This window comes from Stutzerimonas stutzeri (assembly GCF_024448695.1).
Classification (GTDB): Bacteria; Pseudomonadota; Gammaproteobacteria; order Pseudomonadales; family Pseudomonadaceae; genus Stutzerimonas; species Stutzerimonas stutzeri_T.
Genome location: NZ_JAMOHY010000002.1, coordinates 220,246 through 245,577 on the forward strand (window position 1 = coordinate 220,246; position 25,332 = coordinate 245,577).

A 25,332-nucleotide genomic window follows, 5' to 3' on the forward strand; every position below is an offset into this window, starting at 1 on the left:
AAGATTTTCAGCGAAAAAGGCTGCTCAATAGGCAAAATTTGAAGAAAGATGGAATCACTGAAAATCCATAGAGCGCGACAAAAGAGGCGAATGAAAATTAAAGGAAGGCGTCTGCTTAAACTGACGAGCGGTGAATTTTTGAAACAGGATGATTCATCGCTCAACCAAACAGTTTATAAACTTTAGCCCGATGTTGAGAGTGATTGATATGGATCAACTCTCCCTTCACGCGACTCTGCTCTGCCTGGCAGGCGCCCACCAACTCGCGATAAATAATGGTCAGCTCTTGCAGATGTCGACGGATCGCCGACTCGTCTTCGCGGGGCTCGTTCATTGCGGCTTCGACAACCTGGCGACACTGGGTATCCAGAACGCTGATTGCTGTCCAGTCCTGCTGCACCATCGCGTCGCGCAGTGCGATACCGGTTTCTTCGAGACGCTTGACTGATGCATTCATGAATCCGCTCCGTTCGCAGCCGGGCCCTTGCAGCCTGATAAGTGGCACCCTCTTGCGTGCCTGATGACTGTATCGGCAATTGCTAACAGCTCTTTAGCGGGCCGCTGTAAAACCTGCTGCGACTTAAACGATACGCCGGATTCAACCGTCTGGAGCACGCGAAGACGAAGGCTACGGACGAACCAAGGTCTGTAATGATCAATGCAACTGCCGAAGCCCGGGTGGCACGCTGGGTACGGCTACCGGGTCCCACGGTCCCTCCGGACGTCCTGCGCTATACCAGTCGCCATCCCAGCGGTAGTAAAGGCGTTCGCGGTAGTACAGATTCCGTCCTTCCACGACATAGACATTCAACCGGTTGTCCCAGTGCGCGGTAGCATGCGGCGGCGGCGCGTAGCGCGGATGGCTTTTTTGCGTGGCGGGAGGATGCGGAGCGGAAGGTACTCGCACGGGTGGCGGTTTGATGGCAGGCTCTCGAGGCACATCCGTTGCAGGCGGGACCGGCCTGGGGGCCAGCTCGGGGCGTTGATAGGGTCTACCGGCGCAGGCTGCCAGCAGTAACGCCAGCATCACTGCAACGCCTGCCTTGAGCAGACTCTCAGCCTGCCTGAAAACCAAATCTGTCATCACGCGCCTCTCGCTCGCCCCGCAGGCAGACCGTTGAAAACGCAATCAAGACAGGCAAGACAGGGTGCAACGACCAGCGGGAGTAACAGCCGATGGCTGGGCCCGAGGGCGAGTGCAACGAGTCAAAACAGGCGAGAATGCGGACCGGCTCGCGATCGAACCGGGTGATCCAGATGAGCAGCGCTCACTTCGTTTACCCACCGGGTCGCGCTAAAGCGCGCTAGCCGCAAGGGACATTCCAAGCCTGTTTTGACGCAGTATTGCCAACGCAGATAGTGTTTCGATGATCTGTACGCGATCAGGGCGTTTCAGGTTGATCTATGGTCAGCTGGACCGCACCCTCACCACCCAGTTCCAGGGGTTCGCTGCTGCCCTGCCACTCGCCACGCGTTGCATCGCCATCTCTGGATATGCGCGCGAACAGCCTGACCTGCTCGAAGTTGGACAACCGAAGCTGCGGAGTCATTGCATCGGCATCGCTCAAACTGACAGTCGCGGGGAGATCACTGACATTAAGACGTTTGACCGCCAACGGCATGGGCGGTCCTGAAACCGCTCGAGCGAATACGAATACCGCATCATCGGGCCGCACCTTCTCGGTCAGCGCATCACCGAGACGAACTTCGACGCTCAGGCTCGCAGCCCCAGTAGCCTCTTCAACAGGCTTGTCGGCACTGGCGGGCTGACCAAGTCGCTCACGGGCCTGGGCAATACCGCCCTGAATGGCCTCGCGCGAAGGATCTTCGGGCGGCAGCGTGGCCACCAGGCGCTCCCAGAAGCCGGCAGCCTCCTCGAAGCGTCCGTCTTCAAAAGCTGCAATGCCCAACAGGCCGAGACTCGTCACTTCATGCGGATCAGCTTTCAGCGCCTCGTCGGTGAGTTGTTGAATCTCATCGGTCCATTGGCGATCACCGGCAAAATACAGTGCCTGCGCCCACTGCCCGAGCAGCTCCGGCGCACGCCCAGCCAGCTCGACGAGCTGCGCATAGGCGGCAGCAGCGTCAGCCGGACGTTCCTGATTCATGTAGGTACGAGCCAGGAAATACCATGCTTCGGTAGACTCGGGCTGCGCCTTGACCGCACGCTCGAGCCGCGCCGTCATCTCTTCCATGGTCTTGGGCTGCTCGATGAACTCGCGTGTCAGCTCCAGCTTGTCGCTGGCCCCCCAGTGCATGTACATGCCATACCCGAACAGCGGCACCAGTATCGCTGCAATCAACGGAATGGTGCGACCCAGGCTACTGCTACGCCGCACTTCGGCACCTTCAGTGTCGTCGAGCAACTCGCGCGCGGCATCGGCGCGCCCTTCCTCAAACTGTTCCGGCGCGAGTGTGCCGGCAGCCTGCTGGCTGGCCAGCTCGCCGAGCCTTTCTTCGTACAGCGCAACATTGAGCGCTGTCCTGTCTTCCTCTGCCTGTACCCGACGGCCCCGCAGCACGGGAAGCAGAAGGAATGCCAGAGCAGCCAACAGCAGCAACCCGGCTCCTATCCAGAAATCGATCATGGTTCTTTTTTATCCAGCAACGTGGCGAGGCGTTCGCGTTCTGCCTCGGAAAGGGTGTTGTGTGCATCGCTATCCGTCCCGCGGCGACGCCGCATCAGGATCAGTGCGAGCACGCCGAAGCCAACCACCAGCAAGGCTATCGGGCCGTACCAGAGCAACAGCGTCTTGATGTTGACCGGTGGTTTGTAGCGCACGAAATCCCCATAGCGCGCGACCAGATAGTCAACGATCTGTTCGTTGCTCTGCCCTTCTTCGAGCATGCGGAAGATTTCACGCCGCAAATCCATGGCGATGGGTGCATTGGAGTCGGCAATGTTCTGGTTCTGGCATTTTGGGCAGCGGAGTTCCTCGACCAGGGTCCGGTAACGCTCGCGCTCGGCCTCGCTCTGGAACTCGTAGGCATCAATTGCCGCCTGCGCGCCGCCAATCATGCACAGCGCCAGCAAAAACCCCTGGATCAGCTGCTTCATTGGTCTACCAGCTCCTGATAGAGCGCCGCGAGCTGTTCACGCCACACGCGCTGGTCGATGGCCCCGACGTACTTGTGGCGAATGACGCCATCCTTGTCGATCAGGAAGGTTTCCGGAGCACCGTAGACGCCGAGGTTGATCCCCAGACTGCCCTGCGGGTCTTCAACGTTGAGCCGGTAGGGGTTGCCCAGCTCATTCAGCCAGCGACGTGCAGCCTCGCTGTCATCCTTGTAGTTGACCCCATAAACGACCACGCCCTGACTCGCCAGCTGGTTGAGCATCTCATGCTCGGCGCGACAGGTCGGACACCAGGTCGCCCAGACATTCACCAGCGCTGCCTCGCCCTTGAAGTCCTCGGCGCTCAGCATACGGTCCGGGTCTTCCAGCGAAGGCAGGGAAAACGCGGGCAGCGGCTTGTCGATCAGTGCCGACGGCAGCTCCGACGGGTCCAGAAACAGACCGCGATAAAGAAATACTGCAACCATCAGGAAGATCGCCAACGGCAGCAGCATCAATAGTCTTTTCATTCTCAGGCTCCTTGCTGGGCCAGTCCAAGGGCCTCGCGGACGCGAGTCTTGACCTTCACGCGATAACGCCGGTCACAGGCAGAGAGGACACCACCGACGGACATAAGCAACGCGCCCAGCCAGATCCAGCGCACGAAGGGTTTGATATGCACCCTCACTGCCCAGGCGCCATCTTCCAGCGGTTCGCCGAGGGCTACATAGAGGTCACGGGTAAGGCCCGGATCAATCCCGGCTTCGGTCATGGGCATCTGCTGCACGGTATACAGCCGCTTCTCGGGATGCAGGGTGGTGATCTGCTTGTCACCGTCGAACACACGGATGGTGCCTTTGTCCGAGGTGAAATTGGGCCCCTCGAAGTGTGTGGCGCCTTCGAAAACGAAGCTGTAGCCGCCCAACTCCAGCGACTCACCCGGTGCCAGACGCAAATCGCGCTCGGAACTGTTCTGACTCACAAGCACCACACCGATGGCGCACACCGCCAGACCCAGATGCGCAGTCTGCATGCCCCAATAACTCGGCGCCAGGCTGCGGATGCCCTTGAGAAGACCCTTGTGGCGGGTCTTGTCGAACACATCACGCACGCCGGCCGACACGACCCAGGCAGCCAACATGCACACGGCAACCACCGCCCAGTGGAAATCCCCGAGCAGCATCGAACCCAGCCCACCCAGCACGGCACTGGTGATCAGCACCGGGATCAGCATGCTCAGCAGCCATTTCACCGGCGTGTCTTTCCAGCGCACCAGGATGCCCACGCCCAGGGCCAGCATCATGGCGGCAACCAGTGGCAGGAACATCGCATTGAAGTAAGGAGGCCCAACGGACAGCTTGGTGTCGGACAAAGCGTCGAGCAGCAGTGGATACAAGGTACCCAGCAAAATCATGGCGGTAGCGACCACCAGCAGCAGGTTATTGACCAGCAACAGGGTTTCGCGGGACCAGAGACCAAAGCCAATCCGGCTTTTCACCACCGGCGCGCGCAAGGCGAACAGGGTCAGCGAACCGCCCACCACCAGCAACAGGAAGGCCAGAATGAAAACGCCGCGCTCCGGATCGGTGGCAAAAGCATGCACCGAGGTCAGTACACCAGAGCGAACGAGGAAGGTACCCAGCAGGCTGAGCGAGAATGCGGCAATCGCCAGCAATACTGTCCAACTCTTGAATACGCCACGCTTCTCCGTCACGGCCAGCGAATGAATCAACGCCGTACCGACCAGCCAAGGCATGAAGGATGCGTTTTCAACCGGGTCCCAGAACCACCAGCCACCCCAGCCCAGCTCGTAATAGGCCCACCAGGAGCCCAGCGCAATACCCGCGCCGAGGAAGGCCCAGGCGACCAGTGTCCAAGGCCGCGACCAGCGTGCCCAGGCGGCATCCAGACGGCCACCCAGCAAGGCGGCGATGGCGAAGGAGAAGGCCACCGAGAAACCGACATAGCCCATGTAGAGCATCGGCGGATGCACAATCAGACCGAAGTCCTGCAACAGCGGATTGAGGTCGCGCCCGTCCATCGGTGCTTGCGGCAGATAGCGCTCAAAAGGGTTGGAGGTAACGATCAGGAACAACAGGAAACCAATGCTGATCAAGCCCATGATGCCCAGTACCCGCGCCAGCATGTCCTCGGGCAGCTGGCGAGAGAAAATCGCCACGGCGAAGGTCCAGCCGGCCAGAATAAAGGCCCAGAGCAGCAGCGAGCCTTCATGAGCACCCCATACGGCACTGAACTTGTAGTACCAGGGCAACGCACTGTTGGAGTTGTTCGCGACATAGGCGACGGAGAAATCATCGACCATGAACGCGTAGGTCAGACAGATGAAGGAAAAGCCGAGGAAGGCAAACTGCCCCCAGGCAGCCGGCTGCGCCAGACTCATCCACTGATGATCACCGCGCCAGGCACCAATCAGCGGCAGCGTACCCTGCACAACGGCCAGGCACAGCGCCAGAATCATGGCCAAATGGCCGAGCTCGGGAATCATTTCGCATACTCCTGCTTATCACCTTCGTAGTGCTTCATCATCCCGCTCTGCTCCAGCGCCTGGGTGACTTCCGGCGGCATATAGTTTTCATCGTGCTTGGCCAGCACTTCGTCGGCGACCAGCACGCCATCGGCGTTGACCCGCCCCAGCGCAACGATGCCCTGCCCTTCGCGGAACAGATCCGGAAGAATGCCCTGATAGCGGATGGTTACTGTCGCGTTATTGTCCGTGACCCTGAAGGAAACGGTTAGCGAGTCCTTGCTGCGTGTCACCGAACCATCTTCCACCAGCCCCCCGGCGCGGATTCGAGTGCCTTCCGGCGCTTCACCGGCAGCAATCTGAGTCGGCGTGTAGAAAAGGTTGATGTTCTCTCGCAAGGCAGACAGAGCCAGCGTTACCGCGACGCCCACGCCGGCCAGAATGGCCAGCACGATGAACAGACGCTTCTTGCGCACAGGATTCACTTCATTTCCTCCCGGCGCAGACGACGCGCCTCATCTTGCAGATATCGCCGGCGTGCCAGCAGCGGCAACGCCACGTTCAGAACCAGGACAGCCAGGCTGATACCGTAGGATGTCCAGACGTACAAACCATGGTTGCCCATGGCAATGAAATCGGAAAATGTCGAGAAATTCATGATGCTTTACCTACCAGCGCCTTCACCTCGGCCTTGACCCAGCTGCTGCGCGATTCACGACGCAGCACTTCCAGGCGCATGCGCATCAGCAGCACCCACGTGAAAAAGCAGTAAAAGCCCAGAACCATGACCAGCAGTGGCAACCACATCTCGACCGGCATCGCAGGTTTTTCGGTAACCGTGAAGGTCGCGGGCTGATGAAGGGTGTTCCACCACTCCACCGAATATTTGATGATCGGAATATTCACCACACCGACGATGGAAAGCACTGCGCAGGCCTTTGCAGCGCTGTCGCGATTGCTGATGGCCTGTCCCAGGGCAATGATGCCGAAGTACAGAAACAGCAGAATCAGCATGGACGTCAGACGGGCATCCCAGACCCACCAGGCGCCCCAGGTCGGCTTGCCCCATACTGCCCCGGTCAGCAGCGCAATGAAGGTCATCCAGGCTCCGATGGGCGCGGCCTGTTGCAATGCAACATCCGCCAGCTTCATCTTCCAGACCAGACCGACCAGGCCAGCGACTGCCAGCATCACATAGATCGACTGCGCCAGGAATGCAGCAGGCACATGAATGTAGATGATCCGGAAACTGTTGCCCTGCTGGTAGTCCTGCGGCGCAAAGGCCAGCCCCCAGACCGTACCCACTGCAAGTAGCACCAGCGCCGCCCAGCCAAGCCAGGGCATCCAGCGGCTGCTGATCCCGTAGAACCATTTGGGCGAACCCAGCTTGTGGAACCATGTCCAGTTCATAGCACCTGCCTCACATCCGCTACGCATTCCGATACTGCCCCGAAATCAGACAGACGCCACTTGTTCGCGATCAGTAAATGCGTCGTTGTCCAGACCGTCCGTCCCGCTTCGGGAAGAGCTGAAGCCCTATCGAATAGATTCATCGTGCATCCATCATTCGCCAACACTGATTTTCAGGCCGGCTGCTATTGCAAAGGGTGTAAGGGTGACAGCCAGGGCAGTCAGGCTGGAAAGCCATAATAGATGGCCCACCGCCGGCAACCCCTGCAAAGCCGCCTGCAGCGCGCCACTTCCCAGGATGAGCACAGGGATGTAAAGCGGAAGAATCAGCAAGGCCAGCAACAGGCCACCGCGCTTGAGGCCGACGGTCAACGCCGCACCAACCGCGCCAAGCAGACTGAGTACCGGCGTGCCCAGCAGCAGAGAAATCAGCAAAACCGGCAGCGCGCTCATCGGCATACCCAGCATCAATCCCAGCAGCGGCGCCAACAGAACCAGCGCCAGGCCGGAAAAGGCCCAGTGTGCCAGCACTTTGGCAAGCACCAGAAGTGCCAGCGGATGTGGCGAAACGACCCACTGTTCGAGCGAGCCGTCTTCAAAGTCGCTGCGAAACAGCCCGTCCAGCGAGAGCAGGACAGCCAGCAACGCCGCCACCCAGATCAGACCCGGCGAAATGGTTTGCAGCAATTGCGACTCCGGCCCGACCGCCAACGGAAACAGCGCGATGACGATGGCGAAGAACACCAGCGGGTTGGCAAGCTCTGCGGGGCGACGAAACAGCAGGCGGGTTTCGCGGGCCAACAACAAGGTGAAGACGTTACTCATGCGGCGCGCTGCCCCAGGTCGATTTCACGAAAGCCGGCCGGCTTTTCAGTGAGCGAATGATGAGTGGTCAGCACAACCATCCCGCCCTGCTCGCAATGTGTGGCAAGGTGTTGCTCCAGTTGCGCAACGCCATACTTGTCGAGCGCAGTGAAGGGTTCATCGAGAATCCACAGCGGCGGAGGCGAAAGATATAACCTCGCAAGACCCACGCGGCGTTGCTGACCGGCAGACAGCGTGTGGCAGGGAACGTCCTCGAACCCCTTGAGCCCAACCGCATCCAGCGCCTGCCAAATGGCTTCGCGAGTTGCCGGCTGGTGCAATGCACAGAGCCACAAGAGATTTTCCTCAGCCGTAAGCAGGCCCTTGATGCCCGCCGCATGGCCGATCCAGAGAAGATTGCGCGCCAGTTCATCACGCTGGCTTTCAAGGTTGCGGCCATTAAGCCTCACTTCGCCTGCAGTGGGTTGCATCAGGCCTGATAACAGCCGCAACAGACTGGTCTTGCCACTGCCATTGGGGCCGGCGATCTGCACCATTTCGCCTTGTGCAATCTGCAGGTCCAGCCTTTCGAACAACAGACGCCAGTCCCGTTCGCAGGAAAGCGCCACAGCTTCTAGAAAGGGACTGGACACGCTATGGACACCTCAAGATGAAAAGGGCGTAGCCGCTACAATGAGAGACACGCCGGGCGGGCCGAATTATACATGCCGCGCCTTGGGGCCGAAGAACACAAAGTCGAAAGGTTGTAAGAGCATTTAAGTAAAAATGACCGAGATCAAAAGCACCCAGGCAATTCCACCGGCCAATCCGTCCCGCTCAGCGGCAGGTCCTGCCGAACTGGCACTGAAGATGCTGCAGCCCATGCAGGGGCTGCTGACGGCTGGGGAAAGTGCCGAGGCCGAAGTCATCAAGATCAAGGAAGCGCTCCAGGCCTTTCAGCTGACGCTACGCCTGACGCTCGGCAATGGCCGGCAGGCAACAGTCGAAGCCGCCAGCAACAAGGCCGTCGCACCAGGCGCGGCCCTGTTCGTCACCGCCGCTTCCGATACCCGTCTGATGGCTGTATTACAGCCTGGCAGTCGACAACCACTCGGCAGCATCGATCTCGGCCAGCTTCCCGTAGGCACGATCGTTCAGGGCAAGGTCACCGCCAGCCAGCAGACCCAGCAAGCTGGCCAGACCGTATTCAAGCTGGTGATCAGCCTGCTCAATTCTCCACTGGCCGGGCAGAAGCTGAATATCGAGTCGAGCCTGCCGCTGGCGCCGGGTAGCCTGATCACTGCGCGCGTACAGGGCGATCAGTCGATGGTATTCATGCCGCTGAGCGGTCGCCTCGATCAACTGGTACTGGGCCAGCATCTCGGCGCGCAGAACAGTCGCCAGGGCTCGCTTGAAGGCCTGTTCAGCACCTTGACCAAAGGCGCCGCCCTGCCCGAAGGCTTGCGCGGCGCAGCCGAGCGCCTGCTCGGCCTGATTCCCGAAATGCAGCAACTGGGTGACGCCAAAACCCTGGCTCAGGCCCTGGCCAAGAGCGGTATCTTCCTTGAAGCACGCCTGCTTAGCGGGCAAACAGACAGCCTCCCCACGGACATGAAGGCCGCCCTGCTGCGTCTGATAGCGCAGCTGCCGGGCCTGCCGGGCAGCGGGCCACTCGCAGCGGCCCAGACAGCTGCAACACTTGGCCAGGCACTCCCAGCATTCGCACGTAGTGCCCTCGGCGCGCTCGGACAACCGAATGCGCGCCAGCTCGCACAGAGTTTTCCCCTGCCGAGCCGGCTCCTGCTCAATGCCGATGGCGAAGCGGACCTGGAACTCATGTTGAAACTCGCTGCGGCAGCGATATCACGATTGCAGACCCACCAGCTATCCAGCCTCGCACAAACCCAGACCGGCCCCGACGGCACGCAGGTAACGACCTGGCAGATCGAAGTGCCGATGCGCGATACGCGCGACATCGTTCCGCTGCAGGTCAAGCTGCAGCGAGAGGAGGACTCCAGGCAAAACGGCAAGGAAAAAGGCGAAACCCTGTGGAAGGTGGAACTGGCATTCGACGTCGCCCCTCTGGGGCCCCTGCAGGTTCAGGCACAACTGATCAGTGGCAGCCTGTCGAGCCAAATCTGGGCCGAGCGCGGAGATACCGCCCGCTTGATATCTAATGAACTCGACTACCTCCGCCAGCGCCTGCTAAACGCCGGACTGAGTGTCGGCGAACTGGCCTGCAGTCAGGGTGCGCCGCCCCAAGGGCCTCGCACAGCTGTCGATCAACGCTTCGTGGATGAAACCGCATGACAACCAAGACCCCGCGCCAGGCCATTGCGCTCACCTATGACGGCATCAGCGCACCCAGCCTTTCAGCCAAGGGCGACGATGAACTGGCCGAGGCCATACTGGCCATTGCCCGCGAGCATGAAGTGCCGATCTACGAAAATGCTGAATTGGTCAGACTGCTGGCGCGCCTGGAACTGGGCGATGCCATTCCCGAGGCGCTGTATCGAACCATCGCCGAGATCATCGCCTTCGCCTGGTATCTGAAAGGTAAATGCCCGTCGGGCTTTGCCGAACAACAGACCGCATCGATGCTGCCCCTGCTCGACGCGCCGAAGCCCTGAGTCGAGTCAGTTGGGCTTGCGCCGCGCCTGGTGTAGCTTGCTCATCAATTCGGCTTCGGACTGGGACAGCCCGCAGGATTGCGTCAGATCATCAACGCTGGCACCCATTCCAACCAGTTTGGCGGCCTGGGAAAAAGAAAAGTTGTTCGGATCACGCTGTTCGAGCTGGGTAATCCGGTCGGGCAGCGGCGTGACCAAGCGCGACAGCTCGCTCAACTCCTGCCCCATATGCACGCTGCCGTCCAGAAAAGTATCCAGGCGAACACCCAGCTCCTTGATTCGGCGGTCACGAATGGCATCGTTACGCGCCTGCAACTGGGCCTGCTGTCGCTGGCGCCGAAACAGCCAGACGCATAACCCCAGCAGCGCAACGCAACACAGGGCAAGCGCGACGACTGACGCGACCAGCGAGGCAATCAGCATGTATCAGATGCTCTCAAGTTCCGCCCATTCTTCTTCATTCATCAGTTTTTCAAGCTCGACCAGAATCAGCAGCTCATTGTTCTTGTTGCAAACGCCCTGAATGAACTTCGCCGATTCGTCGTTACCGACATTGGGCGCGGTTTCAATCTCCGACTGCCGCAGATAGACCACTTCGGCAACGCTGTCGACCAGAATGCCGATTACCTGCCGATCCGCCTCGATGATGACGACGCGGGTATTGTCCGTAATCGGCGCAGTCTGCAGACCAAAGCGCTGGCGCGTGTCGATGACCGTCACCACATTGCCACGCAGGTTGATGATGCCCAGAACATAGCTGGGCGCACCCGGCACCGGGGCAATCTCGGTATAGCGCAACACTTCCTGAACCTGCATCACATTGATGCCATAGGTCTCATTATCCAGACGGAAGGTCACCCATTGCAGGACTGGATCGTCGGAACCCTGCGCGGAAGTCATCTTCATAGCCCCACCTCTTGTTGTACCGCTGTGGCGGTCGATTCTATCGATTACCCAGGTCGCGTGCGCATACCCGGCTTATTCATTTTTCTATGAAGGAACGCCCTTCAGATGCCGCGTCGCGCCGCTGGCAATCAGCTCCGCTAGCGCGGCCACGTCCAGCAAGGCGCACATATGGTCGATCACCGTCCCTGCCAGCCAGGGCCGCTGGGTACGCTGCGAGCGCCACTTGACCTCGCTCGGGTCCAGGCGAATCGAGCGACTGACCTGATGCACAGCCAGCCCCCACTCATAACCCTGGACCGATATCACATACTGCAAGCCTTGCCGAAAATCGTCGCGGTAACGATCCGCCATCACCCAGCGAGCCGTGTCCAGCACCTTCAGGTTGCCTGCCTGGCTTGGCAGGATACCGAGAAACCAGTCGGGCTGACCGAACAGTGGCGTCAGTTCCTGCCCAGTGAGCGGGTAAATCGAACCGAGACTGATCAGCGGCACCGCCAGCGTCAGACCGGCAACATCGAACAGCAGGCACTCGAACGGCGCTTCACCCCACTCCGGCTGACTGCCCTTGTGTGGTGGCAAGCCGCCCGCCATCAGCCCTGCAGCCTCCAGCGTGGCGACAGGTTCGACCAGAACCGGCGGCGCCGCTAGCGGAAGCTCGGGTTCAAGCGTCAGCAGGGCAACAGGCTCGACCATCCGGGCAACCGGCTGCAGGATTTCAGCTTGCAGGGGTGCAACCACCCGCTGCCTGTCGCGCAGCTGCTCTTCAAGCACCGCCGCCTGAAACTCGTCATGACTGACGGCATCGGCCAATTCCAGACTGGCATCGAGCAGCAGTTCATCGAGGTAGGACTGCAGCGCCTGTTGCGACCGGTTTTCTTTAAGAAGGGTACGACTCATGAAACCCACTCGCGCGAACCAACTAGGAAGGCTATCGGCTGCTCATCCACTGAACTTGAACCTGCTGGATGACGCGTCATCAGGCCACCTGTGGAGAGGTTTGTGCCGCCAGTAACGCCTTGAGCAACGAACGATAGGCGAGCACCGCACGGCTGCTTGAATCATGCTGCGAGGGTGTGACGCCTGCAAGGCTGGCATCACGCAGGCGCGTGTCGACAGGTATGAACGCCTGCCACAGGTTGGCCTGATAGCCATTGCGCAATACTTTCAGTGTATTCATGGAGGCCTGCGTGCGACGGTCGAACATGGTCGGCACTATCGTGTAGGGCAGCGCCTGCTTGCGCGAACGGTTGATCATGGCAATGGTACTGACCATTCGCTCCAGGCCCTTGATCGCGAGAAACTCGGTCTGCACCGGAATAATCAGCTGCTGGCTGGCTGCCAGCGCATTGACCATCAGGACACCGAGCAATGGCGGACTGTCAATGATGGCGTAATCGAAATCCTGCCAGAGCTGAGAAAGGCTCTTTGCTATCACAAGCCCCAAACCGCTCTGGCCGGGCGCCTGGCGCTCCAGGGTCGCCAGCACGGTGCTGGACGGCAGCAATGAAATCCGTTCATGACTGGTCGGCAGCAGCAATTGCCAGGGCAATCCCTCGGGAACCGTGCCCTGATGCTGAAACAGGTCGAACACACTGTGATCAAGGTTGTCAGGATCATGGCCGAAATAACTGGTCATCGATCCGTGGGGATCGAGATCCAGCACCACGACTCGCTTGCCGGCATCGGCCAGCAATCCGGCGAGGGCAATGGATGTGGTGGTCTTACCCACTCCGCCTTTTTGGTTGGCGACAGCCCAGACTCTCATAACTCTCTTTCCATCCGGCTCGAATCAGAGCGTGAATATGCCACGACGACACGGGTGACGAAGTTTTGACAACATCATCCCATTGCCTCTATTTGACTCGAAGGAAAAGCACTTTATGTGCCAGACCCCAGGGTCTGTTGACGTTTCGCTGCAAGCCGTGCTGCTACGCTACTGCCCCTGCTCAACGGGTCGAGCGGTCTCGCCGCGCGAGCCGGTCTCAGCGCGTCGAACATCGAGATTACGTGAAATGACCAGGACTACCCGCCGATTGCGCGCCCTACCCTCCAGTGTTTCGTTGCCCGCAATAGGCTGGAATTCACCGTAACCCACTGCCGCCAGCCGTGACGGAGCTACCCCATCGGCGGCCAGCATCCGCACCACACTACCGGCACGGGCAGCGGACAGCTCCCAGTTGGTGGGGAATTTATCCGTACTGATCGGCAGATTGTCGGTAAACCCTTCAACCCGAACCGGATTATCGAAAGGTGCCAGGATCCTGGCGACTTTCTCCAGCAGTTCAAAGGCATGGTCGTTGGGCAAGGCGTCACCGCTGGGAAACAACAGACTCGAATTAAGCTCGATCTCCACCCACATCTCGTTTCCACGCAGGGTCAGCTGATTCGAACCGATCAGATCGGCAAAGGCCTCACGCATGCTGCGCATGATGCTTTCCAGCGGGTCGATGGCCTGCGACGGCTCGTCGACCTGAGACAGATTCGGCTGGGTGGTGCGAGGCCGCTCTTCTCCAACCGGAATCGGCTTGACGGCTCGGTCCGGCTGATTAAACACGCCGACCAGAGAGTCCGAAAGAATCTTGTACTTGCCCTCGTTAAGCGAGGATATCGAATACATGACCACAAAAAACGCAAACAGCAGCGTGATGAAGTCGGCATAGGAAACCAGCCAGCGCTCGTGATTCTCCGGTTCTTCCTGGTGTCTACGGCGGGCCATACTCAGGCCTTTTGAAAAGCAGGAAAGGGAGCAACTGCAACAGCGAGGAGACGCGCCGACGTAGACCCGACTCCATGCTCCATCATGGCCGGCCTGCTATCGATCACTGTCATACGCGTGCTTCCTGGACGCAGGATGTACGCCTCTGGCCTTGAGCCGTTCAATCGATGAAGCCTTGCAGTTTCATTTCTATCGAGCGGGGGTTTTCACCCTCGGCAATCGACAGAACACCTTCGAGCAGCAACTCACGGTAGGTGGTCTGCTTCTGCACGATGCTCTTGAGTTTGTAGCCAATCGGCAACACCAGCAGGTTGGCAAAGGCGACGCCATAGATGGTCGCCACGAAAGCCACTGCAATGCCGCTGCCCAGCTGACTGGGATCGGCCAGATTGCCCATGACGTGGATCAGCCCCATAACAGCACCGATGATGCCAACGGTGGGCGAATAGCCGCCCATGCTCTCGAATACCTTGGCCGCACGGATATCCCGGGTTTCCTGGGTATACATGTCAACTTCGAGAATGCTGCGAATCACTTCAGGTTCGGCACCATCGACCAGCAACTGCAAACCTTTGCGGGCATAGGGGTCTGGCTCGGTTTCGGCAACCGGCTCGAGGCCCAGCAGGCCCTCCTTGCGAGCGGTAGTGCTCCAGCTCGTGACCAGGCTGATGCCCCTGAGCATGTCGACACGAGGCGGGAAGAAAATCCAGCCAATGATCGACATTGCCCGCATGAAAACCGCCATGGGCGTCTGCAACAGCACAGCCCCGAGGGTTCCGCCCAGCACAATCAGTGCCGCCGGCCCATTGAGCAGTGCGGAGATGTGCCCACCCTCGAGAAAATTCCCGCCGACAATGGCGACGAACGCAAGAACCAGCCCGATAAGGCTGAGCACGTCCATCAGATGCACGCCTCACTCAGGTGACGACCAATGTCATCAAGTGCGTAGACGGCATCGCTGAGGTTCGCCTTGGCCACGGCCATGGGCATCCCATAGATCACGCAGCTGGCCTCATCCTGTGACCAGACCTGGCTGCCACATTGCTTGAGCATGCGCGCGCCCTCCCGACCGTCGGCTCCCATACCGGTGAGGACTACCGCCAGAACCTTGTCGTTGAATGCCTTGGCCGCAGAGCCGAAGGTCACATCAACACAGGGCCGATAGTTGAGTCGCTCATCACCCGGCAGAATGCGCACAGCGCCACGCCCGTCTACCATCATCTGCTTGCCGCCGGGCGCCAGCAGCGCCAGACCGGGCCGCAGCAGATCGCCATCTTCAGCTTCCTTGACGCGAATATTGCAGAGCTTGTCCAGACGCTCGGCGAAAGCCTTGGTAAAGGCGGCGGGCATGTGCTGAATCAGCACGATAGGCGCAGGGAATCCCGACGGCAGCTGGGTCAGTACCCGCTGCAGCGCCACGGGACCGCCAGTGGAGGTCCCGATAGCAACCAACCGATAGGCCTTGCGCCGTGGCGCAGGTGATGCCGGAGCCTGTGCAGCCACTGACGCGCTGCGTTGCGCGTTGAAAGCGGGTGCAGCTGGCGCCGCTGCTGTACGGCCAACCGGCGCTGGCGCTCGAGGAGTTGGAGTGCTGCCGTAATGTCGATTGCTGCGCGAGATGGTGTGCACCTTCTCGCAGAGCATCTGCTTGACCTTGTCTGGGTTTCGCGAAATATCCTCGAAATTCTTCGGCAGGAAATCCACTGCCCCGGCGTCCAGCGCATCCAGCGTGACGCGCGCGCCTTCATGGGTAAGCGATGAGAACATCAGCACTGGTGTCGGACAGCGCTGCATGATCTGCCGCACCGCAGAGATGCCGTCCATTGTCGGCATTTCGTAGTCCATGGTGATGACGTCGGGCTTTAGCGCCAGCGTCTGCTCAATCGCCTCACGTCCGTTGGTGGCGGTGCCGATCACCTGGATATTCGGGTCTGAAGAGAGGATTTCCGATACCCGACGCCGAAAGAAGCCGGAATCGTCCACTACCAGGACCTTGACTGCCATAAAACACTCCTAGCGGCAGCGCTCCACAGAGAGCGCCGCCCAACTGATCAGATCCTGCGTGCGTAACGCTTGAGCATGCTTGGAACATCGAGGATCAGGGCTATCCGACCGTCGCCTGTAATGGTCGCCCCGGACATTCCTGGCGTGCCTTGCAGCATCTTGCCCAGTGGCTTGATCACCACTTCTTCCTGCCCTACCAGTTGGTCGACGACGAAGCCGATGCTCTGGTTGCCGACACTCAGAATTACCACATGCCCCTCGCGCTGCTCTTCCTGCTGCGCGCCCTGTACCAGCCAGCGCTTGAGATAAAAGAGTGGCAGCGCCTTGTCGCGTACGATGACCACTTCCTGGCCGTCGACGACATTGGTGCGGGACAGATCGAGATGAAAGATTTCGTTGACGTTGACCAGCGGAAACGCGAATGCCTGGTTGCCCAGCATCACCATCAGGGTCGGCATGATCGCCAATGTCAGCGGCACTTTGATTACTACGCGCGAGCCCTGGCCCTTGGCGGAGAAGACATTGACCGTGCCGTTGAGCTGGGAAATCTTGGTCTTGACCACATCCATGCCGACACCACGACCGGATACGTCGGAGATCTCCGTCTTGGTCGAGAAACCCGCCGCGAAGATCAGGTTGTAGCACTCAAGGTCGCTCAGCCGCTCGGCTGCATCCTTGTCCAGCATGCCCTTCTCAACAGCCTTGGCACGCAGAATGTTGGCATCCATACCTTTGCCGTCGTCACTGATGATCAGCAGGATGTGATCACCCTCCTGCTCCGCGGACAACACCACCTTGCCCATGCGCGGCTTGCCCGCAGCCTCGCGCTCTTCGGGCATCTCGATGCCATGGTCGACCGCGTTGCGCACCAAGTGCACCAGCGGATCGGCCAGAGCTTCGACAAGGTTCTTGTCCAGATCGGTTTCTTCACCGATCAGTTCAAGGTTGATTTCTTTCTTGAGGTTGCGCGCCATATCGCGGATCAGGCGCGGAAAACGACCGAATGCCTTTTTGATCGGCTGCATACGGGTTTTCATCACCGCGCTTTGCAGGTCACCGGTGACCACGTCGAGGTTGGACACGGCCTTGGACATGGCCTCGTCGCCGCTGTCAGCGCCCAGCCTTACCAAGCGGTTACGCACAAGCACCAGCTCCCCGACCATGTTCATGATCTCGTCGAGCCGCGCCGTATCAACGCGCACCGTCGTTTCGGCTTCACTAGCCGGCTTGTCTGCCGCAGCAGCCTTTGCAGGTGCAGCAGCCTTGACGGGTGCGGCTATCGGCTTCGCTGCTGCAGCCTTCGGCACGACGGCCGGCTTGGCAGGGGCAGGCGGTGGAGCTGACGCGACCACCTCCGCTTCGAACTTGCCTTTGCCATGCAACTGATCGAGCAAGGCTTCAAATTCATCATCGGTGATGTGCTCGCCGCCGCTTGCAGCGGGCGCCACTTTGATATCGGCGCCTGCCGGCTTCGGCTCAGCGGCAGCAGGCGCTTCGGTGAACTGGCCCTTGCCGTGGAGCTGATCAAGCAACGACTCAAACTCAGCGTCGGTGATCTCGTCGCTGGCAGGCGCCTCGCTAGCCTTGGGCGCAGAAGCAATCTGCGCGGCGCCGGAGTCGACAGTGAACTGCCCATGGCCATGCAGCTGATCCAGCAGCGACTCGAACTCGGCGTCGGTAATTTCATCACCAGAGGCGCCTGAGGCAGCGACAGCCGAATCATCCAGCGCACCGAGCAACTGTTCAAATTCGTGATCTGCGGTTGCAGCTTCCGGCTCTGGCTCGACAGCCGGGGAATCCATGCTGGCAGGCTCCGCCAGTCGTGCCAGTGCAGCCAGCAGCTCGGGTGAGGCCGGCGTCACTTCAGTGCGCTCACGCACCTGATTGAACATGGCATTGACGGCGTCCAGCGCTTGCAGCACGACATCCATCAATTCCGGCTCGACGCGGCGCTCGCCCTTGCGCAGGATGTCGAAAACGTTTTCAGCGACGTGACAGCACTCAACCAGCTCATGCAGCTGGAGAAAACCGGCACCGCCTTTTACCGTGTGAAAGCCGCGAAAAATCGCATTGAGCAAGGCGGCGTCATCCGGGCTGCTTTCCAGCTCCACCAACTGCTCTGACAATAGTTCGAGAATCTCGCCGGCCTCTACCAGGAAGTCCTGGAGGATTTCTTCATCGGCGTCGAAGCTCATATTCACATCCCCTAAAAGCCCAGGCTCGAAAGCAGATCGTCGACATCATCCTGACCGGACACGACATCCTCTCGTATATCGGCATGCATCTGCGGACCTTCACCGTTGGAAGGTTCTTTTTCTCTTTTTTTCCGTTCCTGCTCCAGGCGCATCGCGTCGCAGTCATGCCGGATACCGGCCATGCGATCGACCTGTCCGGCCATCAGCACAAGATTGAGCAGGTTGCTTTCAAGCTCACTGACCAGCCGAGTGACACGCTTGATCACCTGCCCTGTCAGGTCCTGGAAGTCCTGAGCCAGCATGATTTCGCTGAGATTCTGTGAAAGCTGGCTGCCGTCGTTCATGGAGCGCTGAAGAAACGAGTCGACTCGACGGACAAGCTCCCTAAACTCTTCGGCGTTCATTTCCCGCCGCATGAAGCGCTGCCAGTCGGCAGTCAGGCTCTGGGCTTCATAACTGACGTAGTTCACCAGGGGCGTCGACTCTTCCACCAGGTCCATGGTGCGATTGGCCGCCTTTTCGGTCATCGTCACCACATAGGAAAGGCGATCGGTCGCATCGGTGATCGGCGATGGATCACCTCCCGTGGCACTGGTATCCATCTCGAGTTTGACGATGGCGTTATGCAGCTCGCGCGTGAGCTTGCCAACCTCCTGATAGAGGCCGTTATTGCGCATCTGGTTGAGCTCATTGAGCATCTGCGCCGTCTCGTCGAGCCGGCCTTGCTGCAGGCTCTCGAGCAATTGAGGCGCACGGGCCCGCAGAGTTGCTTCGAACTCCACAAAGCTTTGATCTGCTTGCGTCATAGTCCCCTCGCGGCGATGCTTCAGCCGTTGACGCGCTCGAAGATCTTCTCGATCTTCTCCTTGAGCACCTGAGCCGTGAATGGCTTGACCACATAGCCGTTAACCCCGGCCTGTGCAGCTTCGATAATCTGGTCGCGCTTGGCTTCGGCAGTGACCATCAGGACAGGCAGATGCTTGAGACGCTCATCGGCGCGCACATGACGCAACAGGTCGATGCCGCTCATGCCGGGCATGTTCCAATCGGTCACGAGGAAGTCGAAGCTGCCACTCTTGAGCATGGGCAACGCGGTGGTGCCGTCGTCTGCCTCGGCAGTATTGGTGAAGCCCAGATCGCGCAAGAGGTTCTTGATGATCCGTCTCATCGTCGAGAAATCGTCAACGATGAGGATTTTCATGTTCTTGTCCAAGTACACCTCCGTAAATCCCGAAATCCCCAAAGCCCTGCTCACGGCTTCCTGCGGGCCTCATGAATAAAGCCTGTAGAAAGCGGCCTCGAATGCTTTTTCTGCAAACCGGTGTCAGCGCGCGCGCCACTCGCTGAGGCGAGCACGCAAACGCGCCGCGCATTGACTGTGCAACTGGCTCACCCGCGACTCGCTGACCCCCAGAACCTGGCCGATCTCCTTCAAGTTCAATTCTTCGTCGTAGTACAGCGAAAGCACCAGCTTTTCACGTTCCGGCAGGTTACTGATGGCCTCGGCCAGAGCCTGCTGAAAACGCTCGTCTTCGAGATCACGAAATGGCTCAGGATGCGCACTGGCAGCATCCTCACCGAACTCTCCGTGCTCGCCTTCCTGCAGCAGATCATCAAAACTGAACAGGCGGCTGCCCAGAGTGTCGCCCAGAATGCCGTAGTACTCATCCAGACTCAATTCAAGTTCGGCCGCAACCTCATGATCTTTAGCGTCGCGGCCTGTTTTCGCCTCAATGGTCCGAATCGCCTCACTGACCATGCGCGAGTTGCGGTGCACCGAACGCGGCGCCCAGTCACCCTTGCGCACCTCATCAAGCATGGCTCCGCGAATACGAATACCGGCATAGGTTTCGAAACTCGCGCCTTTTCCGGAATCGTATTTTTTCGATGCTTCAAGCAAACCAATCATGCCAGCCTGCAGCAGGTCGTCCACCTGCACACTTGCCGGTAATCGCGCCAGCAAGTGATAGGCAATACGCTTGACCAACGGCGCGTACTGATCGATGAGCTGGTATTGCGAATCTTTTGCCTGAGCCTTGCTGTAATACATACCCAATCCAGCCACTGTCATTCGTGAGTGTCTGCGGCGGGCCTGACAAGGCGCTCCACAAAGAACTCCAGGTGGCCGCGCGGAGTTGCCGGCAGCGGCCAGGTATCCACTTTCTGAGCGATGGCCTTGAACGCCAGCGAAGACTTTGCCCGAGGGTAAGCCTCATAGACGGCGCGCTGCTTCTGGACGGCCTTGCGCACGGACTCATCGTAAGGCACCGCGCCCACATACTGTAAGGCCACGTCGAGGAAGCGCTCGGTGACCTTGGCCAGCTTGGCAAACAGATTGCGACCTTCCTGAGGTGCATGTGCCATGTTGGCCAGCACCCGGAAACGGCTGATGCCATAGTCACGGTTGAGCAGTTTGATAAGGGCATAGGCATCGGTAATGGACGTCGGCTCGTCCGTTACCACCAGCAAAACTTCCTGCGCGGCACGGACGAAGCTCACCACACCATCACCAATACCGGCGGCAGTGTCGATAATCAGCACGTCAATGTCATCGCCAATGTCGCTGAATGCCTGGATCAGACCCGAGTGCTGCAAGCTGGACAACTGCACCATGCTCTGGGTCCCGGAAGCTGCAGGCACGATACGTACGCCGCCCGGCCCCTGGATCAGCACATCGCGCAGATCACATTCGCCAGCAATGACATCAGCCAGGGTGCGCTTGGTGGTCAAGCCCAGCAGCACATCGACATTGGCCAGGCCAAGGTCGGCATCGAGCAGCACCACTCTGCGACCGAGATCGGCCAGCGCCAGCGCCAGATTGACCGACACGTTGGTCTTGCCGACGCCCCCCTTGCCGCCAGTCACTGCAATCACCTGTACCGGATGAGTACCCATCTTCACACGCCTATATCTTGCTGGGGCCACAGGGCCATCGATGCGTTCAGCCCGAACGCTTCTTCATTGTCTGTATCACGGTGCGAAGCCTTCATCCGACCTTCCGTGATGATCCGTTGTACAGCCCGGTGAACATGTCGGCCATGGTCTCCTCACTGGGAGACTCGTCCAATTGCAGGCTCACCGCCCGACTGACCAGCTGATGACTGCGAGGTAACTGCAGGTCATCAGGGATTCGTGGGCCATCGGCCAGATAGGCTATCGGCAGATGCTGGCTAATCGTTAGCCCAAGCACATCACCCAGGCTCCCGGCTTCATCCAGTTTAGTCAGGATGCAGCCAGCCAGCCCGCAACGGCGATAGTTGTGCCACGCCGCCTTCAACACCTGGCTCTGGCTGGTTGCCGCCAGCACCAGATAATTCTTCGATTTGATACCCCGATCAGCCAGGGTTTCGAGCTGCATGCGCATCATCGCATCGCCTGCAGGCAGCCCAGCGGTGTCGACAAGAATCAGCCGCTTGCGCGCCAGCGGCTGTAGCGTCTTGCCCAGAGGCTGGCTGGGGTCGATCTGAATGACCGGTACATCGAGGATGCGCCCGAGCGTCCTCAACTGCTCCTGGGCACCGATACGGTAATTGTCCATACTCGCCAAGGCGATGCTCTGCGGTCCGTACTTGAGCACGTAGCGTGCCGCCAGCTTGGCCAGCGTGGTGGTCTTGCCGGCACCGGCCGGACCGACCAGCGCAATGACACCGCCCTCTTCCAGCGGCTCGACCTTGGTGACCTTGATCGATTGCGCCAGATGCGCCAGCAACATGCGCCAGGCCTGACGCGGCTCGGCCACGGCAGAGACCTTCTCCAGCAGACTCCGCGACAGATCAGCCGGAAGACCGATACGCTGCAGTCGGCGCCAGAGATTTGCCTGCTGCGGACGGCGACTTTGCTCCTGCCCCCAGGCAATGGAACCCAACCGCACTTCGATCAGCTCACGCAGCCCCTGCAACTCGCTGTGCATGGCCTCGACAGCGCGAGAGTCAAGCGAAGCTGTCGGTGCAGAAGGCGCCGATTGAACGGGTGCTGCCGGCTGGTCGTCAAGCAGTTGACGGTCCTTACCGGCCTGTACCCGCGAAGGTGCATTCAACTCGGCATGGGCGGTGGCGATCCGCGCCTGCGTCTTGCGCAGCTCGACCTCAAGCGCCGCGTTCGGCTGCTTGGAGGCGACGGGCTCCATCGGGTAATCGAGCACAGCGGTCAGCTCGACGCCGCCGGCGACACGACGATTGCCGGTAATCACGGCATCAGCGCCCAGCTCGTCACGAATCATCTTCATGGCGATGCGCATGTCGGCTGCGAAGAAACGTTTGACCTGCATGGCCTGTACCCTCGGTTAATTCTGACCCACCGTCGCAACGATGGTGACCTGCTTGTTATCCGGTATTTCCTGGTAAGCCAGGACATGAATGCCGGGTACCGACAGGCGGGCAAATCGCGACAGCATCGCGCGAACCGGACCCGCCACCAGCAAAATCGCCGGTTTGCCCAACATTTCCTGACGCTGTGCTGCATCTACCAGTGACCGCTGCAACTTTTCGGCCATTCCCGGCTCCAGCAGAATACCGTCGTCGGCACCCTGCCCAGCCTTCTGAAGACTATTGAGCAATATCTGTTCCAACCTGGGTTCCAGAGTAATCACAGGCAGCTGCGGCTCTAGTCCCACAACGTTTTGCACGATTGCACGGGAAAGCGCGACCCGTACCGCTGCCACCATTGCGGCGGGATCTTGACTCTTGGCGGCGACATTGGCGATGGCCTCGGCAATGGTGCGGATATCGCGCACCGGAACCTGTTCCTGCAGCAGCGCCTGCAGCACCTTGAGCAGCGTCGAAAGGGAAATCATCCCTGGCACCAGTTCCTCGGCCAGTTTGGGCGAGCTCTTGGCCAGCAACTGCATCAGTTGCTGCACTTCCTCATGCCCCAGCAGTTCATGGGCATGCTTGTGCAGGACCTGGTTCAGGTGAGTAGCGATCACGGTACTGGCATCGACCACCGTGTAGCCGAGCGACTGCGCCTGGTCACGCTGACCGGCCTCAATCCACACCGCCTCCAGACCGAACGCCGGGTCCTTGGCTGCGATGCCGTTGAGCGGGCCAAATACCTGTCCGGGATTGATTGCCAGCTCGCGATCGGGATAGACCTCGGCCTCGGCCAGGCTTACGCCCATCAGCGTTAGCCGATAGGCATTGGGCAGCAGGTCGAGGTTGTCGCGAATGTGTACCGAGGGCATCAGGAAGCCGAGGTCCTGGGAAAGCTTCTTGCGCACGCCCTTGATCCTGGCCAGCAGCTGACCGCCCTGGTTGCGATCCACCAGCGGGATCAGCCGATAACCAACCTCCAGCCCAACCATATCCACCGGCGTTACATCATCCCAGCCGAGCTCCCTGGTTTCCGCAGAGCGCTGGGCCGGCAACAGCTCCTGCTGTTTCTGCACTTCCTGCTCGGCCTGCTGCTTGACCTGATTCTTCCGATGCCAGATCCAGTACGCCCCCGCTGCGGCCACTGCACCCAGACCGAGAAACGACATGTGTGGCATGCCCGGGACCAGGCCCATGGCAATCATGAGCCCTGCAGCCACCGCAAGCGCCTTGGGCGAGGCGAACATCTGCCGGTTGACCTGCTGCCCCATGTCTTCGGAACTGGTGACGCGGGTGACCATGATTGCCGCTGCAGTAGACAGCAGCAGCGAGGGAATCTGCGCCACCAGGCCGTCACCGATGGTCAGCAGCGCGTAAATCTGCCCGGCCTCGGAGAAGCTCAGGCCGTGCTGGAGCATGCCGATACCCATACCGCCAAGCAGGTTGATGAACAGGATCAGCAGGCCGGCAATGGCGTCACCACGAACGAACTTGCTGGCACCGTCCATGGAGCCGTAGAAATCGGCTTCCGATGAAACCTCGACGCGCCTCTTCTTGGCTTCTTCCTGATCGATCAGACCGGAGTTCAGATCGGCATCGATGGCCATCTGTTTGCCCGGCATGGCATCAAGGGTAAAGCGGGCACTCACTTCGGAAATACGCCCGGCACCCTTGGTCACCACGACAAAGTTGATGATCATCAGAATCGCGAAGACCACGATACCTACGACGTAATTACCGCCGATCACCACATTGCCGAAGGCTTCGATCACATGACCGGCAGAGGTGCCACCTTCATGCCCATGAATCAGCACAACTCGCGTAGAAGCGACGTTCAGCGCCAGGCGCAACAGCGTGGCGACCAGCAGCACGGTTGGAAAGACGGCGAAATCAAGCGGTCGCAATGCATAGACGCTAACCAGCAGCACGACGATGGACAGCGCGATATTGAAGGTGAACAGCACGTCCAGCAGGAACGGCGGTACCGGCAGCATCATCATGCCGAGCATCACCAACAGCAGCAGCGGCACGCCGAGATTGCCTCGACCAGCCCCCGCCAGACCATTGCCTATCCGGACGAATTGCGCTCGATCCAACTTGAACCCCAGTAAAGCAGAACAAAGAATTGACGCAAAACGCGCCCTGCTCCGGCTATAGCAAGAAGGGGTCCAACTTGCTGGCAGCGATCGAACCGAGCCAACCCCGGACAGTCTCAACTCCAGGGCCGTCGGAAGACTTCAACGACACTGCCCTGCCGGCAGCAGTTGCCGCTCATCTCACTTCACAGGAGTCTTGCCATGAAACAGTGGTTTATCGCGGCACTCGCCAGCTGCACTGCGCTGGCGCTGCAGGCTGAAACGCTCAACGTGCCGATCAACGCCGTATCGACCCAAGGGGTCGGCGAGTCGCTCGGCAATGTCAAGATCGAAACCAGTCAGTACGGGCTGATTTTTCATCCTGAACTGTCCGGTCTCGACGCTGGCATCCACGGCTTCCATCTGCATGCCAAGGGCAGCTGCGAGCCCGCCGAAATCGATGGCAAAACCACCCCGGCAGGTGCAGCAGGCGGGCATTGGGACCCGCAAAACAGCGGCAAGCATGGTGAACCCTGGGGCGAAGGTCACCTGGGCGACCTACCGGCGCTGATGGTCGATGCCCAGGGCAAGGCCAACCAGCCGGTCCTGGCGCCCCGACTTCAGAGTCTCGGCGATATCAAGGGCCTGGCGATCATGGTGCACCAGGGCGGTGACAACCATGCCGACCACCCCGCCCCACTCGGCGGTGGCGGCGCACGGGTTGCCTGCGGGGTCATCGAATAAC

At 59.8% G+C, this 25,332-nt stretch carries 28 protein-coding genes; 3 read left to right on the forward strand and 25 right to left on the reverse strand.

The window, feature by feature from the left end; translation table 11 throughout:
- Positions 1-160: 160 nt before the first annotated feature.
- From NAV32_RS03190 to ccmA, 11 genes are all read right to left on the reverse strand, one after another.
- On the reverse strand, positions 161-457 hold the full coding sequence (locus NAV32_RS03190) for a flagellar protein FliT (protein ID WP_256051344.1): 297 nt from the start codon (positions 455-457) through the stop codon (positions 161-163).
- A gap of 198 nt (positions 458-655) precedes the next feature.
- The gene (locus tag NAV32_RS03195) at positions 656-1,084 is read right to left on the reverse strand and encodes a hypothetical protein (protein WP_256051345.1); all 429 of its coding nucleotides are present in this window, start codon (positions 1,082-1,084) and stop codon (positions 656-658) included.
- 298 nt (positions 1,085-1,382) lie between these two features.
- Positions 1,383-2,588, reverse strand: coding sequence for a c-type cytochrome biogenesis protein CcmI (gene ccmI / locus NAV32_RS03200; protein WP_256051346.1), 1,206 nt, complete (start codon positions 2,586-2,588; stop codon positions 1,383-1,385).
- Positions 2,585-3,058: a cytochrome c-type biogenesis protein gene (locus NAV32_RS03205; RefSeq protein WP_256051347.1), complete on the reverse strand. Its 474-nt coding sequence runs from the start codon at positions 3,056-3,058 to the stop codon at positions 2,585-2,587. Before NAV32_RS03205 ends, ccmI begins: the two co-directional genes overlap by 4 nt.
- Positions 3,055-3,585 carry a DsbE family thiol:disulfide interchange protein gene (locus tag NAV32_RS03210; RefSeq protein ID WP_256051348.1) on the reverse strand — a complete coding sequence of 177 codons (531 nt, stop codon included), beginning with the start codon at positions 3,583-3,585 and terminating at the stop codon, positions 3,055-3,057. Before NAV32_RS03210 ends, NAV32_RS03205 begins: the two co-directional genes overlap by 4 nt.
- A gap of 2 nt (positions 3,586-3,587) precedes the next feature.
- The gene (locus NAV32_RS03215) at positions 3,588-5,561 is read right to left on the reverse strand and encodes a heme lyase CcmF/NrfE family subunit (protein ID WP_256051349.1); all 1,974 of its coding nucleotides are present in this window, start codon (positions 5,559-5,561) and stop codon (positions 3,588-3,590) included.
- Positions 5,558-6,025, reverse strand: a complete 468-nt coding sequence (gene ccmE / locus NAV32_RS03220; RefSeq protein ID WP_256051350.1) for a cytochrome c maturation protein CcmE — start codon at positions 6,023-6,025, stop codon at positions 5,558-5,560. The genes NAV32_RS03215 and ccmE overlap by 4 nt, the downstream gene beginning before the upstream one ends.
- Positions 6,022-6,198: a heme exporter protein CcmD gene (gene ccmD, locus NAV32_RS03225; protein WP_256051351.1), complete on the reverse strand. Its 177-nt coding sequence runs from the start codon at positions 6,196-6,198 to the stop codon at positions 6,022-6,024. The genes ccmE and ccmD overlap by 4 nt, the downstream gene beginning before the upstream one ends.
- Positions 6,195-6,950, reverse strand: coding sequence for a heme ABC transporter permease (locus NAV32_RS03230; RefSeq protein WP_256051352.1), 756 nt, complete (start codon positions 6,948-6,950; stop codon positions 6,195-6,197). Before NAV32_RS03230 ends, ccmD begins: the two co-directional genes overlap by 4 nt.
- Before the next feature lie 153 nt (positions 6,951-7,103).
- Positions 7,104-7,775 (reverse strand): heme exporter protein CcmB, encoded by a 672-nt coding sequence (ccmB, locus tag NAV32_RS03235; protein WP_256051353.1) that lies wholly within the window; start codon positions 7,773-7,775, stop codon positions 7,104-7,106.
- The gene (ccmA, locus tag NAV32_RS03240; protein WP_256051354.1) at positions 7,772-8,407 is read right to left on the reverse strand and encodes a cytochrome c biogenesis heme-transporting ATPase CcmA; all 636 of its coding nucleotides are present in this window, start codon (positions 8,405-8,407) and stop codon (positions 7,772-7,774) included. The genes ccmB and ccmA overlap by 4 nt, the downstream gene beginning before the upstream one ends.
- A 133-nt stretch (positions 8,408-8,540) precedes the next feature.
- Between ccmA and NAV32_RS03245 the strand changes: the two genes are divergently transcribed.
- Together NAV32_RS03245 and NAV32_RS03250 are read left to right on the forward strand one after the other, a co-directional pair.
- Complete coding sequence (locus tag NAV32_RS03245; RefSeq protein ID WP_256051355.1) at positions 8,541-10,064, forward strand: flagellar hook-length control protein FliK; 1,524 nt, start codon at positions 8,541-8,543, stop codon at positions 10,062-10,064.
- Positions 10,061-10,384 carry an EscU/YscU/HrcU family type III secretion system export apparatus switch protein gene (locus tag NAV32_RS03250; protein ID WP_256051356.1) on the forward strand — a complete coding sequence of 108 codons (324 nt, stop codon included), beginning with the start codon at positions 10,061-10,063 and terminating at the stop codon, positions 10,382-10,384. The genes NAV32_RS03245 and NAV32_RS03250 overlap by 4 nt, the downstream gene beginning before the upstream one ends.
- 6 nt (positions 10,385-10,390) lie before the next feature.
- On the opposite strand, the gene NAV32_RS03255 is transcribed toward NAV32_RS03250, so the two are convergent.
- The 14 genes from NAV32_RS03255 to flhA all read right to left on the reverse strand — a co-directional run bounded on the left by NAV32_RS03255 (position 10,391) and on the right by flhA (position 24,608).
- Entirely contained in the window at positions 10,391-10,807 is a 417-nt protein-coding gene (locus NAV32_RS03255) for a DUF2802 domain-containing protein (RefSeq protein WP_256051357.1), read from the reverse strand.
- Positions 10,808-10,810: 3 nt separating this feature from the next.
- On the reverse strand, positions 10,811-11,290 hold the full coding sequence (locus tag NAV32_RS03260) for a chemotaxis protein CheW (protein ID WP_181082312.1): 480 nt from the start codon (positions 11,288-11,290) through the stop codon (positions 10,811-10,813).
- Between the two features lie 84 nt (positions 11,291-11,374).
- Positions 11,375-12,187 carry a CheW domain-containing protein gene (locus NAV32_RS03265; RefSeq protein ID WP_256051358.1) on the reverse strand — a complete coding sequence of 271 codons (813 nt, stop codon included), beginning with the start codon at positions 12,185-12,187 and terminating at the stop codon, positions 11,375-11,377.
- Between the two features lie 79 nt (positions 12,188-12,266).
- On the reverse strand, positions 12,267-13,055 hold the full coding sequence (locus NAV32_RS03270; RefSeq protein ID WP_256051359.1) for a ParA family protein: 789 nt from the start codon (positions 13,053-13,055) through the stop codon (positions 12,267-12,269).
- Between the two features lie 168 nt (positions 13,056-13,223).
- A complete protein-coding gene (gene motD / locus NAV32_RS03275) occupies positions 13,224-14,006 on the reverse strand; it encodes a flagellar motor protein MotD (RefSeq protein ID WP_256051360.1) in 783 nt (260 codons plus the stop codon).
- 160 nt (positions 14,007-14,166) lie between these two features.
- Positions 14,167-14,907, reverse strand: a complete 741-nt coding sequence (locus tag NAV32_RS03280) for a flagellar motor protein (protein WP_256051491.1) — start codon at positions 14,905-14,907, stop codon at positions 14,167-14,169.
- Positions 14,907-16,010 carry a protein-glutamate methylesterase/protein-glutamine glutaminase gene (locus NAV32_RS03285; RefSeq protein ID WP_256051361.1) on the reverse strand — a complete coding sequence of 368 codons (1,104 nt, stop codon included), beginning with the start codon at positions 16,008-16,010 and terminating at the stop codon, positions 14,907-14,909. Before NAV32_RS03285 ends, NAV32_RS03280 begins: the two co-directional genes overlap by 1 nt.
- A gap of 47 nt (positions 16,011-16,057) precedes the next feature.
- Complete coding sequence (locus NAV32_RS03290) at positions 16,058-18,205, reverse strand: chemotaxis protein CheA (protein ID WP_256051362.1); 2,148 nt, start codon at positions 18,203-18,205, stop codon at positions 16,058-16,060.
- Between the two features lie 11 nt (positions 18,206-18,216).
- Positions 18,217-19,011, reverse strand: a complete 795-nt coding sequence (locus NAV32_RS03295; RefSeq protein ID WP_256051363.1) for a protein phosphatase CheZ — start codon at positions 19,009-19,011, stop codon at positions 18,217-18,219.
- A 20-nt stretch (positions 19,012-19,031) separates the two neighbouring features.
- Positions 19,032-19,406, reverse strand: a complete 375-nt coding sequence (locus NAV32_RS03300) for a chemotaxis response regulator CheY (protein WP_171819274.1) — start codon at positions 19,404-19,406, stop codon at positions 19,032-19,034.
- Positions 19,407-19,529: 123 nt separating this feature from the next.
- Positions 19,530-20,255, reverse strand: coding sequence for an RNA polymerase sigma factor FliA (fliA, locus tag NAV32_RS03305; RefSeq protein ID WP_256051364.1), 726 nt, complete (start codon positions 20,253-20,255; stop codon positions 19,530-19,532).
- Positions 20,256-20,272: 17 nt separating this feature from the next.
- Positions 20,273-21,100 carry a flagellar synthesis regulator FleN gene (fleN, locus tag NAV32_RS03310; protein WP_256051365.1) on the reverse strand — a complete coding sequence of 276 codons (828 nt, stop codon included), beginning with the start codon at positions 21,098-21,100 and terminating at the stop codon, positions 20,273-20,275.
- A 91-nt stretch (positions 21,101-21,191) separates the two neighbouring features.
- Positions 21,192-22,472, reverse strand: a complete 1,281-nt coding sequence (flhF, locus tag NAV32_RS03315; RefSeq protein ID WP_256051366.1) for a flagellar biosynthesis protein FlhF — start codon at positions 22,470-22,472, stop codon at positions 21,192-21,194.
- 15 nt (positions 22,473-22,487) lie between these two features.
- Entirely contained in the window at positions 22,488-24,608 is a 2,121-nt protein-coding gene (gene flhA / locus NAV32_RS03320; RefSeq protein ID WP_256051367.1) for a flagellar biosynthesis protein FlhA, read from the reverse strand.
- Between the two features lie 201 nt (positions 24,609-24,809).
- Here flhA and sodC point away from each other — a divergent pair, with 201 nt between their 5' ends.
- Entirely contained in the window at positions 24,810-25,331 is a 522-nt protein-coding gene (gene sodC, locus NAV32_RS03325; RefSeq protein ID WP_256051368.1) for a superoxide dismutase [Cu-Zn] SodC, read from the forward strand.
- The last annotated feature ends 1 nt before the right edge of the window (position 25,332 follow it).